At 33.6% G+C, this 14,201-nt stretch carries 11 protein-coding genes and 1 other annotated feature; of the genes, 8 read left to right on the plus strand and 3 right to left on the minus strand.

Annotated features, from left to right (window positions below; all coding sequences use genetic code 11):
* Positions 1–90 precede the first annotated feature (90 nt).
* From QZQ55_RS02610 to QZQ55_RS02645, 8 genes are all read left to right on the plus strand, one after another.
* Positions 91–4,263 (plus strand): SpaA isopeptide-forming pilin-related protein, encoded by a 4,173-nt coding sequence (locus tag QZQ55_RS02610; protein ID WP_295089534.1) that lies wholly within the window; start codon positions 91–93, stop codon positions 4,261–4,263.
* Between the two features lie 68 nt (positions 4,264–4,331).
* Entirely contained in the window at positions 4,332–5,804 is a 1,473-nt protein-coding gene (locus QZQ55_RS02615; protein ID WP_295089538.1) for an isopeptide-forming domain-containing fimbrial protein, read from the plus strand.
* Between the two features lie 26 nt (positions 5,805–5,830).
* The gene (locus tag QZQ55_RS02620; protein WP_295089541.1) at positions 5,831–6,637 is read left to right on the plus strand and encodes a class C sortase; all 807 of its coding nucleotides are present in this window, start codon (positions 5,831–5,833) and stop codon (positions 6,635–6,637) included.
* Between the two features lie 11 nt (positions 6,638–6,648).
* Positions 6,649–7,539 (plus strand): Cna B-type domain-containing protein, encoded by an 891-nt coding sequence (locus QZQ55_RS02625; protein WP_295089544.1) that lies wholly within the window; start codon positions 6,649–6,651, stop codon positions 7,537–7,539.
* Complete coding sequence (locus QZQ55_RS02630) at positions 7,526–8,005, plus strand: hypothetical protein (RefSeq protein ID WP_295089546.1); 480 nt, start codon at positions 7,526–7,528, stop codon at positions 8,003–8,005. The genes QZQ55_RS02625 and QZQ55_RS02630 overlap by 14 nt, the downstream gene beginning before the upstream one ends.
* A 111-nt stretch (positions 8,006–8,116) precedes the next feature.
* Positions 8,117–8,351, plus strand: a binding site (T-box leader).
* Between the two features lie 51 nt (positions 8,352–8,402).
* On the plus strand, positions 8,403–9,419 hold the full coding sequence (gene aroF, locus QZQ55_RS02635; RefSeq protein ID WP_295089549.1) for a 3-deoxy-7-phosphoheptulonate synthase: 1,017 nt from the start codon (positions 8,403–8,405) through the stop codon (positions 9,417–9,419).
* A 19-nt stretch (positions 9,420–9,438) separates the two neighbouring features.
* The gene (gene argF, locus QZQ55_RS02640) at positions 9,439–10,428 is read left to right on the plus strand and encodes an ornithine carbamoyltransferase (RefSeq protein WP_363128268.1); all 990 of its coding nucleotides are present in this window, start codon (positions 9,439–9,441) and stop codon (positions 10,426–10,428) included.
* The gene (locus QZQ55_RS02645; RefSeq protein ID WP_295089552.1) at positions 10,428–10,874 is read left to right on the plus strand and encodes a hypothetical protein; all 447 of its coding nucleotides are present in this window, start codon (positions 10,428–10,430) and stop codon (positions 10,872–10,874) included. Before argF ends, QZQ55_RS02645 begins: the two co-directional genes overlap by 1 nt.
* Before the next feature lie 51 nt (positions 10,875–10,925).
* Here the strand turns inward: QZQ55_RS02645 and rmuC are convergent, their stop codons facing one another.
* Genes rmuC through QZQ55_RS02660 form a run of 3 tightly spaced genes read right to left on the minus strand, consistent with a single transcriptional unit; the run spans position 10,926 to position 14,174 of the window.
* Positions 10,926–11,834, minus strand: coding sequence for a DNA recombination protein RmuC (gene rmuC / locus QZQ55_RS02650; RefSeq protein ID WP_295089555.1), 909 nt, complete (start codon positions 11,832–11,834; stop codon positions 10,926–10,928).
* 1 nt (position 11,835) lies between these two features.
* Entirely contained in the window at positions 11,836–13,119 is a 1,284-nt protein-coding gene (rlmD, locus tag QZQ55_RS02655) for a 23S rRNA (uracil(1939)-C(5))-methyltransferase RlmD (protein WP_295089596.1), read from the minus strand.
* 59 nt (positions 13,120–13,178) lie between these two features.
* Complete coding sequence (locus QZQ55_RS02660; RefSeq protein ID WP_295089558.1) at positions 13,179–14,174, minus strand: YihY/virulence factor BrkB family protein; 996 nt, start codon at positions 14,172–14,174, stop codon at positions 13,179–13,181.
* Between the last annotated feature and the right edge of the window lie 27 nt (positions 14,175–14,201).

Below are 14,201 nucleotides of genomic sequence, written 5' to 3' on the forward strand. Positions count from 1 at the left end.
AGTAATAAACTTTATTTAGAAGATGATTCTGCTCATTCTATAGGTTCATATGAGGTTAAAAATAATTTACTAACTATGTGTTTTAATGATATGAATACTGAAAGTGACTTAAATATTGCACTAGTATTAGACACAGATTCTTCTCATATAGTATTTGATACAACGGGTACTTCTACTCTTTCATTTAATAATAAATCTATTGAAGTCCATAAATATTTAGAACAAACGACTATCACAACGCAAGTAGATGAGCAGATTGTTGCGGATGTTCAGAACAATACAAATGCAGAAGTCGCAGCACCTACAAGTACACCTGTCACTGTATCAAATGATACAACAGCAGATCCGATATGTGGAACTGCCACAGACTTTGGACAACATATTACATCAGCCTCAGTGAGTAAGTTACATAATGGTCAGTGGGTAGAATCTACTGAATTTGAAGATGGGGATCAGGTTAAGGTACATATTTCCTATAATCTTCCTGCCGATATTGTGACTGGGGAAAATGATTCAATCTGTTATCAGCTGCCTAATGGTGTTAAACCAATGAAGAAAGAGACAGGAGCTGTTTATGCCTCTAATGGTAAAGCAGTAGGAACTTATATTATTGATACAGATGGAAAAATCACAATTGAGTTCAATGAAGAGTATGCGAACTCTGAACCTTTCTCAGGTTATATTGAATTTGAAGGAACTGTTCATGCAAGTGATGCAGGAGATAATGGAAATATTAAGTTTGATGGTACAGGTGGAGAAATCACTATTAAACCTAATAAGTCACAATATGATTTGAATGTGTCTAAACAGGGTTCATTACTTTCAAATGGACAGGTGAGCTACACAATTACTGCAAGTTCTATTAAAGGCACTGAAGGCACAGTTGATATTAAAGACCAGTTTGTGAATTGGGATAGTGCAACGGGTACTTATAATCAGAATAGTTTTAAGGTTATAAAGAAAAAACAGAATGGAAATACATCACAGGTTTATGTATCTCCTACTATCAATGGTGACTCATTCACAATCAATGGTTTACCAAAGTTAAATGCGGGTGAAAGCTATGAAATCACTTATACCGCTAAGGCTTTGTCAGATGGTAAAGATGGTTCTGGTTCTTTAGGAAATACTGTGAAAGCAACAAGTGGTGGGATTTCTAAAGAATCAGGTACATGGACTACTATCTCTCATCCAGTAGTATCAAAATATGGTGGATATGACTACAATACAGGAAAGATGAACTGGACTATTACAATTAATCCAGATAAGAAAAATATTAGTGGTTATACACTGACTGATCAGATTCAAAATGGTTTAACATTACCAAGCTCATTTACTTTAAAGAAGAGTGATGGTTCAACAGAAACAATTACTTTACCATATACATTCCCTGAAGGATCACAGGATTCATATACTATTGAATATCAGACAGATGCGCCAAAAGAAAATGGAAACGTAAGTAATAAGGCTAATCTAAGTAAGGGTGATCAATCTTATGAAACAAATACACAGGTTGGTGTATGGCATAGAGACTACGCTCTTTCAAAGTCTTTAAGAAGCAGTACTGTTTCAAAAGATTCTAAGACTATGAAGAATACTTGGCAGGCTTATATCACATTACCGAATAAAGAAATAAGTTCTGTTGTTTACTCTGATATCATTCAGGATGGTACAAGTAAAGATGATCTTGATTTTAAGGGTGAACATTATGCGATTCTTTCTACTTTAAAACAGGAAATCTTAACTAATATTCAATTAAAGGATCAGGAAGGACATATTCTTTCTAATAATGATCTTATTATTGATATCAAGTTCTATGCAGATGAAAATAAGACAAAAGAAGTCACAAAAGATAATGCCCATGTCAAGGCATTTGAAGTGACAGTTAAGAAAGCAGATGGTTCTTCGTTTATAGGACAGGCTCTTAATATCTCTTCTTATTCTACTATTTGTGATTTATCTGATGCAGAAGATGGTGTTGATTATCATTTCTCAAATAAGGGTATTGTGAAGAATCTAACATCAAGCAGCAGTGTGACCTACAATAAACCTAAAAAAGTAGTAAAGCAGGGTTATGGACAAGCAGAAGGTGAAAACTACAACAAATATACTTCAGGTAAAGTGAATACAAATTATGTAAGTCAGAACGGTAAGCTTTATTATAGAATTCTATTTACACCAGATTCTAATGAACAATATAGTTTCACTGATACTTTACCTAAAGGAACTACACTTGTAGAAACAGAATTACGTTCTGATTATAAGAATAGTCCACATAAAGATAATCCAGCTGATCGTAGTTCACCAGAAGCTGTTTATTATTTCAATGATTACTATGAACAGTATTGTGATGGTGATCAAAACAATACTGATATAAGTAAGTACTTTAAGTATTCTTACAATAAATCAACCAACAAAGTTACCTTTACATTCAATCCAGGTTACAACAGAACGGATGGTGACTGGCAGACAAATAGAAGTCATCCAAATGGTACAATCGCAATCTATTATGCGATAGATATCACAACTGATGATTATTGGGATGATTTAAAGAATGAATCTAAGAAATATTCTAATACATTAGAATATGATGGTAAAAAACAGATACAGCATACAGAAGTAAATAGAGAAACAAAGAATGTTTCTAAAACAGCTAAACAAATAGAGAACACAACAAATGTAGAATACTCTGTTGTGATTAACCCAGCAGGAAAGAACCTTAATCCTCATTCAGATAAGCTCGTATTAATAGATAAGTTAGAATACAACAACCAAATGACATCTTATCTTAAACTCTCTACATTAAAGCTTTATGAATATGATTCTAGTAAAGAAAACAATAGAGGTCATGAGATAGATTCAAGTCGTTATCAGGTAAAAATTGATGAAACAACACATAAGCTTACACTCACATTACCAGATGAACTTGCTTGTGTATTAGTTTATGAATACGATTTTGATGTAGGTAACTTAAGTGATCCTTATGTAAGAAATGCAGTCACTTTACAAGAAGGTGAATATAGTTCATCTGTTGATACTAAGATCGATACACATCATGCTTCTGCAGGAGTTGTTAAGGGTAAGATTATTATTTTTAAGGTAGATAGTAAAGACTACTCAAAGAAGCTTGAAGGTGCCAAGTTTAGAATGTGGAAGTTTAATACAGAAACACATAATTGGGACGACGTGACATATCAGGGGGAAAGTGTATTTGTGACAAATAAGGATGGAGAACTCGTCTTTTCCCAGGCCCATGATAATAGTATCTTAGCGCCTCATACACTTTATAAATTCCAGGAAGTAGAAGCACCTGCTGGATATGATAAAGAAGAGAAAATCTATTACTTCTCACTCTATAATGCGACTGAAAACAAAACAAAGCAGGATGCAATGAATGCGTTAAATGCATCTAATATTTCTGGTTATACAGGCTTAAACACTTATTCAGATATTTCTTATCTGCCTAATAATAAAGAAGTCTCTGTATATGTGCCAAATAACTCTAATAGTATTTCTGTAAAGAAGGTATGGGTTGATTCTGAAAACAAGCATCTCACAAATCATCCATCTTCTATTAAATTAAACTTAATACAGAACATCCAGATACCAACAGGTGTAACAGTTAATACACATATCTATGTGAAATATGATTGGGATCAAAATGAAACAGTTATAGATGATCAATCACTTGTCATTAAGCAAGGTGGTTCTATTAAGATGACTCTTCCTGTCTTGTGCAGTCCTGGTCAGGAAGTAAATAATGTTGTAGTTGATGGAGCAGGTGATTATAGTTTTTCTAATGACAATCAATATTGGGGTCATGTCATATTAACCATCAACAATGTCACACCGGATATGAACTTAAGAATTAAACTTACAGGGAATGATTATTCTCAGGTTAAGTATGATTATGATAAAGAGTATAAAACAACCAATAAGGTTATCAATACAGTCACATTAAATGACTCTAATAATTGGAGTTATACGTGGACAAAGAATGATCTACCTAAAAAGGTAGATGGTAAAGATTGTATATATACAATCGAAGAAGAAGTACCTTCAGGATTCCAAATAAGTTATACAAATAACGATGGAATAATTGAAGGAGATATTACTGTCACAAACAAGAAGTTAGACAGTACTACACTTCCAGATGCTGGAGGTATAGGTAAGTTAGGTTATTACGCAATAGGTGCTCTATTTATTACAGTAACTCTATTGGTTTATATAGTAAATCTGAAGAAGGGGGTTTCTATCCCGTAATAACAAACTGTTATTGTTTTACATTGAGAAAATGGTTTTATAAAGGATAAAAAGGGAGGAAAAGGAATATGAAACTATTTAAGAAATTCGCAAGTTTTGTACTTGCATTCACAATGGTTATGGCTATTGCCATGCCATCAGTTGTAAAAGCAGCAGGTAATGGTTCTATTACTATTACAGGTGCTAAAGCTGGTCATACTTTTGAAGCATACCAGATTTTTGCAGGTGATGTATCAGGGAAGACACTTTCAAACCTTAAGTGGGGTAGTGGTGTAACTGAGGCTGGTCAAACTGCATTAGGAAATGCAAAAACTAAGGCTGATAGCTTAAAAAATAGTTCGGATGCGAAAGATTTTGCATCTGAAGTATCTCAATATTTAACTACTGCATCTGCTACAAGTGTGGCTGATGGTCAGGATTACAAGATTAATGGTTTAGCACCAGGTTATTATTTAGTTAAAGATAAAGATGGTTCTGTTTCTGGACAGGATTCTTATACTAAGTTTATTTTAGAAGTTGTAGGTGATGATGTATCTGCAGCAGTAAAATCAAATGTTCCTACTTCAGAAAAGAAAGTAAAGGATACAAATGACACTACAGGTAATACAACAGGATGGCAGGATTCTGCAGACTATGATATTGGTGATCAGGTGCCATTCCAGTTAACAGGTAATGTAGCTGAAGATTATAACTTATATAAAGGTGCTTATCAGTTAGTATTCCATGATACTTTGTCAGATGGTTTGACAGTTGATAGAGAATCATTTAAAGTTTATAAGAACGATGATGAAACTGCAATTGATCCATCTAACTATGAATTAAGTTTTACAGATGATCATCACTTTACTGTGACTATTAAGGATGTAAAAGGTTTAGGTAATGGTGTATCAAAAGTAAGAGTTGAATATACTGCGACATTAAACGAAAAAGCAGTCATTGGTGCTTTAGGTAACCCAAATAAAATGTATATGGAATTCTCTAACAACCCTAATAGTACTACAGGTACAGATAAAGGTCAGACACCATTAGATAAGGTTATTGTATTTACATATAAAGTGCTCATCAACAAGTATGATTCTCGTAGAGTTCCACTTGCAGGTGCAGCCTTCAAATTAGAAAAAGTACTTAAAGATGGCACAAAGACAGTTGTAAAAGAATATACAATTACTGAAGATGATCCTGAAAGAACAACTTTTGAATTTACAGGTTTAGATGATGGTGAATATATCCTTACAGAAACAGTGACTCCAGATGGATATAACACAATGGAACCAGTAAAATTCTCTATTACTGCATCTCATGATAAAGAAAATGATGATCCAAAATTAACTGAATTAAATGGTAATCCAGTTAGTGGTGAAATTGCATTTAGTACTAAAGTAAAAACAGGTACATTAACAGCTGGTGTTATCAACTACATGGGTTCTGAACTTCCAAGTACAGGTGGCATGGGTACTACAGTATTATATGTTGCAGGTACTATCATGATTCTTGTGGCTGGTGTATTCTTAGTAATGAAGAAAAAAGCTGAAAATAATTAATGTAAAATAGAAAGGAGTGTTCTATAATGAAAAAGAAGTTAATCAACTTATTTATAGCTTTGATGTTTATTATAGGACTCTCTTTGCTTATTTATCCAAGTTTTAGTAATTATTGGAATCAAAGACATCAGACAAGAGCAATAGCTGGATATGAAGAAAAGGTCGAGGACCTAACTGAAAAACAGTATGAAAAGCTCTGGAATGATGCTACTTTATACAACAAAAATTTAAGACATACAATGTATGCCTTAAATGATGATGAGAAAAAAGTATACAATGAGACTCTAGATGTCACAGGGACAGGTATGATGGGTTATGTAGAAATCCCTAAGATCAATGTTTCGCTTCCTATTTACCATGGAACAGATGCTGAAATCTTACAGATTGCGATAGGACATATTCCAGGTACATCCTTACCGGTGGGTGGAGAAAGTACTCATTGTGTTATATCTGGACATAGAGGATTACCAAGTGCACAGCTATTTACGGATATAGATCAGCTTAAAACGGGTGATACATTCATGCTTCAGATATTAGATCAAACTCTTTATTATGAGGTTGATCAAATTAAAACTGTTCTTCCTACAGAAAAAGATGATTTACAGATTATAGAAGGACAGGATTATTGTACACTCATGACTTGTACACCTTATGGTGTGAATACCCATAGATTACTTGTCAGAGGTCATCGTATCAATAAGACAAATCTAAGAATTAGAAGAGATCTAGTAAAAACAGATCCAGTTATTCTAGATTTATTCTGGATAGTTCTCGCAATTATTGTTGTGTTTATCTGGTATCTGACATCAAGAAAACAAAAAGAAAGGATTTAATAGCACTTATTATGGAAAAAAGATTAAAGAAGCTACTATTATGCATGACAGTTGTACTATCAGTGACACTATTTAATTTGTTTCAGGTAACTGCTGTTGATGCCAATAAGATGTGTTCACTTACACTTAATGACTGTTTATCAGGGTTAAATGTACATTTATATCGTGTGGCAAGTGTTTCTGATGATGGCAGTTATCAATATACTGAAGAATTTAAGGAAGCAGAGAAGAATACGACTGTTGATTTAAATAAGCTTGATAATAGTGAAGATCTTAAAAATGCAGCAATTACATTAAAGGGATATACTGTAAACGTTGAAGAAATCACTAATCAGGCTACCTCTTCATCGCTTACTTATACTAATTTAAAGACTGGTCTTTATCTTATTGTTGCAGACAACTTAGAAAGAGAAGATAAAACATATTCTTATTTACCTTATCTGATTTCTTTGCCGCAAAAGTCAAGCTATGATGTATCTGTTGACTTTATCAAGTATTCAGAAATCCGCTCTCATGAATATAAAATTGTAAAGCATTGGAAAGATAATGGAAATACGCATCCTGATTCAATTAATGTAGAACTATATGATGGTTCTACATTGGTAAAGACAATTACTTTAGATGCAAAACATAATTATGCTTATTCATGGAAAAGTGAAAAGGCAATGAATTATAGTATCAAAGAAAAGAATGTAAAAGGGTATAAGGGTATTGTCTCAACAAACAGTAGTGATTCTAAGACTGAATATATTATAACCAATACAAGTATCGATACACCAAAGAATAACACGCAGGTTAAGACAGGGGATATGACTAGAATCCAGCACTATCTTAGCTTGATGTGTGGTGCAGGTTTAATACTTATTCTACTTGGATACTTTATAAGATATGAAAAAGATTAGTCGATTATTTGTGACACTAGGGTGCTTATGCATCCTAGTGTCTTGTTGCTTGTTTGGTTATGCACGTTATCATCAATACAAAGAAATAAAGAACATGCAGATTCTTTACAAAGAAACGCTCCCTCTGATTCCAGATAACTATATATCCTCTCAGGGTGGCTATTTGGACATAAAGGGATATGATATAGAAGCAGTTCTTGAAGTAGGTCCTATACAGTGGGTTATAGGTAATGAAGAAACCCTTCCTCACTATAAAAATAAGAATATTGTCATACCTGACCTATATCTTGGAGAGATAGAGAAAATTAAATCTCAGGATGTTCTTACAATTCATTCTATCCCAGGCGCAAAGACTATATATCTATGTGAGGTTATTGGTGAAGTGGATACTCTCTCTCAAGACACTCTTGTTATGTATTGTAAGAGTGGGTCTTGTTATTATTGTATTAACTTAATAAAAATGTAATATTTAGAATTTATATAAATAATTCAAGAAAGTATAAGAAAAATAGAAAAAGCAGTTGACATAAGAGTGATTATTCAGTATGATGAGTTCACAATTTAAGAACTACTAAGTATAAATACAGTGAAAAGAAATAGTAGATATCTCAAAAAAGCATAGAGAGTCCTTGGGTGGTGTAAAAGGATGTTTGAAGGATATTGAATTCATCTTGGAGTAGAGCGTTGAAATAAGTAGGCGTATCCGGTCACAACCGTTATATTGTCAGAGTATGATAGTACTCGTTGAGATATATCTAGTGATAGATATATAAAATAAGGTGGTAACACGAAGATACACTCTCGTCCTTATAGGATGAGAGTCTTTTATTTATACAGGTAGAAGATAAGAGGAGAAAAAGATTATGATTATTGTATTCAAACCAAAAACAAGTGAAGAAGATGTAAAGAAGATTCAGACTAAGGTGGAAGAAAAAGGATTAGAAACTCATTTGGTTGTAGGTCATGATGTGACTATCTGTGGTGTAATTGGTGATACAACTAAAGTAGATCCTAGAGATATTGAAGTTTCACCTTCTGTAGAAAAAGTAATGAGAGTTGAACAGCCTTATAAGCTTGCAAACCGTGCATTCCATCCTGAAGATACTATTGTAGATGTAGATGGTGTTAAAGTTGGTGGTGGCCATATGGCATTAATTGCTGGGCCTTGTTCTGTTGAATCAGAAGAACAAGTTATTGCGATTGCGAAAGAAGTAAAAGCAGCTGGTGCCAATATGTTAAGAGGTGGTGCATTCAAGCCTAGAACTTCTCCATATGCATTCCAGGGATTAGGTTCTACTGGTTTAGATTACTTAGTAGCTGCAAAGAAAGAAACAGGTTTACCAATCGTATCAGAACTTATGAGTGCTGATGATATTGATGAATTCAATGAGAAGGTGGATCTCGTTCAGATTGGTGCAAGAAATATGCAGAACTTCACTTTGCTTAAGGAAGTAGGCGCAAGAGTCAAGAAGCCTATTCTATTAAAGAGAGGACTAAGTGCTACATATCAGGAATGGATCATGAGTGCAGAATATATCATGGCAAGTGGCAATGAGAATGTCATCTTATGTGAAAGAGGTGTAAGAACATTCGAAACATATACAAGAAACACTCTAGACTTACAGGCTATTCCAGTACTTAGAAAGATGACACATCTACCAGTCATCATTGACCCATCACATGCCGGTGGTAAATGGTGGTTAGTAGAACCAATGGCTAAGGCAAGTGTTGCAGCAGGATGTGATGGATTACTTATTGAAGTACATAATGATCCCGAACATGCATTATGTGATGGGGCTCAGTCATTAAAGCCTAAAAAATACACAAAACTTATTGAAGAATTACGAGAAATTGGTAAAGTAGTAGGTAAAGAAATATAAGTAGAAAGGAAGTATAAGTATGGATTTACACGGGAGAAGTTTTTTAACACTTAAGGATTATACTAAAGAAGAAATCTATTATCTTCTAGACTTAGCTAAAAAGCTAAAGGCTAAGAAGAAAGCAGGAAAGATTGGTCATTCACTTGAAGGCAAGAATATTGCGCTATTATTTGAAAAGACATCTACACGTACAAGATGTGCTTTTGAAGTAGGTGTTCTTGATGAAGGAGGACATGCTACTTTCTTGACTCAGTCACAGATGGGAAAGAAAGAGTCAATTGAAGATACAGCAAAAGTACTAGGTAGAATGTTTGATGGAATTGAATTTAGAGGATTTAAACAGGAAAATGTTGAAGCATTAGCTAAGTATTCAGGAGTGCCTGTATGGAATGGTTTAACAGATGTTGACCACCCTACTCAGACTTTAGCTGATTTCCTTACTATTCAGGAACATCTTGATAAGCCTTTAAACGAAATTAAGTTTGTCTTTACTGGTGATATTAGAAATAATGTATGTTATGGATTAATGTATGGTGCATGTAAAGTGGGAATGCATTTTGTATGCTTAGGTCCTAAATCATTAGAAATGGATCCAGAAGTTGTTGCTTATTGTCAGGAAGAATGTCAGAAGTCAGGTGGAAGTTTAACTATTACTGATGATACAGATGCAGTAGATGGTGCTGACGTTATCTATACTGATATCTGGGTTTCAATGGGTGAAGATGAAGTATTGTATAATCCAAGAGTGGAATTATTAAGTCCATTTAAAGTAACCAAAGAATTAATGAGTAAGACACATAATGACAATACATTATTTATGCATTGTCTTCCATCTTACCATGATTTCGAAACAGAAACAGCAAGAGTAAAACATGAACAGGGATTAGATGTTCGTGAAGTGGATGATGAAGTATTCAGAAGCAAGAACTCTGTTGTATTTGATGAAGCAGAAAATAGACTTCATACAATTAAAGCTGTAATGGTTGCAACATTAGGTAAAGAAGAGTAATGAAACATTTATTTACATCTTACTATAATGACAAAGGCATGTATGTCATTTATAACGAAGAAACCGCAAATGCAGATAGTGTGATTGAGTATGTGATTGTGATGTTAGAACAGTTCATCAATACACTTGCAGAAGAATCTGATGAAACAATTGAGAATGTAATTGAGATTGTAGGTAAGGATTTTAATGATTTTGTTTCTAGTTATTATGAAGGAAGCTATGAACTACTTATTTCACAGGCAGTAGATCGTGGCTTTGCACATGAAGAACAGGAATTAGTGGGAGTAAGAGATGAGAATGCGATTGGTATCGACTTAGAATTAAGTAATTATAGCGATCTATTCTTATTGATGTCATTAGCTGTTTTGAGTTGTGATTATAGTGATAATGCGAAGGATATTATGACATATCTTGAAAGCATGAATAAAAGTAATTCACTTAATTAGACTACTGGAGGGATTCCCCTCCAGTTTTTTTCATGCAAAAAAAGAAGAGGATTACTCCTCTTCTATAGCACCATCATAAGATTGATTGATTGTTTTGCTGATCTTATCTTTAGATATTTCAAGTTCCTTCAGACTCTTTTCAAGAGCACTTAAGTTCTTCATAACTTTACCATAACGATCATCTAAACGATCAGTATCAGTTTTTAGCTTAATAATACGTTTTTCTATGTCTTTAATATTCTCAGAACGGTTAAAGTCCTTAGTAATATTAATAAGTGTAAAGACAACCCCCATAAGTGTAGAAGGAGATGTCATCAACACCTTCTTATTATGTGCATAATCATACAAATCAGCACATTCATCACATAAATAGAGATAGATTGCTTCACTTGGAATAAACATTACTGCTTCTTCCAATGTTTCCTCGGTAATATATTTATTAGAAATATCATCTATATGTTTCTTAACATTCTTCTTAAATTCATTCTGATAAGAAATATTCTTTGGATTATCTACTATCTTTAAGTAATTCTCCATTGGAAACTTAGAATCAATAATTAATACTTTTGTATTACCAGGTAGATGCAAAGCAGCATCCCCTATTTTTCCATTACTTAGATGGTATTGTGATTCAAAGATATGCGAATTATCACCACAATAAAGAGATAAGATATGGTAGAGCTGGTACTCACCAAAAGTCCCTCTCTTTTTTGTATTGGTCATAATCACATTAATATCATGCATATCATTGATCATCTGATTGATCTTCGTATCAGATTTACCAAGTGATGTACTTGTATCATTCAACATAGTAATAATAGAGTTATATTGTCTATCAAGTGATGAACTACTCTCTTCTGTCTGTACCATCTTCTCATGAAGCTTCATCTGCGTTGTATAGAGAAGATAGAGGACAATCAACAATAATACAATACAAATAATACTTAATACTATTTCCATATTACTTACGCTTTAAATCTACAATAATTTCTAAGCGAGGTGTATGTGGTTCTTTATCTAGTGAGATGATAGTATTCACATCAAACATTTCTTCTAGCTGATGTAATGTCTTTGCGAGAGTACTCATGTTATCAGAAACAATAATGACATGCTTAATACCTGATAAAGTAATAGATTTTAATAAGTCATCAGTCATACCATCAACAGTTTCATTGATGATTAAAGCATCATAACTGTGGTTCTTTAAATGATGTGCTGCCTGATCATTGACATGTCCAGCAATAAATAGCTTATTGTCTAACTCTAATCTCTTAGCATTTTCAGCGGCATCATGGATACTTACCTTATTATCATCAATTGCGACAACCTTGTTTTCTAACTGTAATTCCATGATTCCTGAACCACAACCCATAGATAAAACATCTTCCTTCTTTTCTAATAAAGAAGCAATCTGTCTTGTCTTTTCATCATCCATTTCTGGATTAAGAATCATATCAGAACGTACTGAAATCTTGAAATCCTTATACTGTGCATGTGTCTGACCATAGATTCTCTTGAATCCCTGTTCATAGAAATCCTGATAACGAGATGTATTCACTGTATAATATAATGCAGTGACTTCATCTAATGCAGCAATCTCCTTAGTAACAGTCTGGCTGATACCATCCTGTCCAGTAACGAATGCCACCTGCATTTCTTCACCAATCTGTCTAATGATTAAGAATCTTAAGCCTTTCTTGAACTTATCATTATAATCACGACATTTATTTGCATTAAGAATATCTTCAATCTTTACAAGTAATGAATTGATCTTCTGTGTCTGAAGAGGACAATGATCCATTAAAGTAAGGAACTTTGTTTCACGCTGGTAAACCCCTACACATAACTTTCCACTGAAGTAAGTAATTGGGAAAGCAACGATATGACGATAATGTTCTGGCTCTTTCATTCCTACAACAGGCTTGATATCCAAGTCTTTTACAGATAAATCTGTATATTTATGAAGTGTTTCTTTTAATAATTCACGTTTATGAACTAACTGATCAGCATAGTTCATATGCTTTAAAGCACATCCCATGCACTGATTGTACTGATCACATTCAGGATCCTTTCTTGCTGATGAAGGCTTCTTATATGCAGTCACATGACCTAACATATAAGTCTGTGTCTTCTTATCGATTTCTACTTCAACCATCTCTAATGGTAAAGCATTCTGTACGAAGATAACTTTCTTCTTAATATAACCAATACCTTCACCATTAATACCAAGTTTCTTGATATTGATTTCTTCTCTTTCTTTTCTTGGCTTTGAAGTAAATCTTCTTGGTTTAGAATCAAATTCTCTTACTGGTTTCTTTTCGAAGTCTTCTCTTGGTTTTCTGTCGAAATCTCTTCTTGGCTTCTTATCGAAGTCTTTTCTTGGTCCTCTATTTTCTTTCTTATAGCCTTTATCAGACCCCTTGTTGAAGCTCTTGCGGCTATCCTTTCTAGGTTTTCTGTCTTTGTCAAAACTTTTTCTTCTTGGTTTACTCTTTCCAAAATCTTCTCTTGCCATTGTGCGTTGTTCCTCCTTAAGTATGCAATATGAGTCAAATACATTCCTACATAGAAAATCTCACTTGCCCAATCAAATACAAATAAGATAACACAGATTGAGCTAAGTGGTCCATATAAAGATGTAAGATCTGCATATTTAAAATAATAGTTTAATGCAATATATAAAATCACTATCCCACCAGAAGTCACAATGGCTCCCTGAAGGGCTTCATGATATGTGATACGTTCTCTAGGCACTATCATATAAATAGCCATAAAAAATAGGACCATAATCACAAATAATAGAATAAATCGTATAAAAGCAATACCATATAAAAAATGAAATACTCTTGATATAGGTCCTGTCGCAAGTAATACAATTGAAATCAGTAATGTGCCAAGTAGCAGCATTGTCACCTTAAAGACATAAATATACCAGGCAATCACTGATTCACTTCTCTCTTCTGCCGCAAACATCTTCTTAGAAATATCATAGATATTCCCTACTCCTCTTGATACAGCATAAAAAGACCAGATAAATACTAATATAGAGACTGTATTTAAAGAGCTGCCTTTTAATGTATCAATCAGCATTTCTGCATAAGCAGGCTGAATAAACTCTTTAATACCCATCTCTAGAATATCTACACTGACATTCAAGGAAGATGTCACAACTGCAATAATAGTTGTAGCAGGGATCAGCAGAATGATTAAATAAAATGATAAAGCAGCACTAGAGAAACTAGGTACATAATAACGATAGTCATCATATATAGCCATTGCTTTATTATATATATCTTTCATGACTGCTCCCCTCCAAAAGAAAAAACA

The organism is uncultured Catenibacterium sp. (assembly GCF_900540665.1).
Classification (GTDB): Bacteria; Bacillota_I; Bacilli_A; order Erysipelotrichales; family Coprobacillaceae; genus Catenibacterium.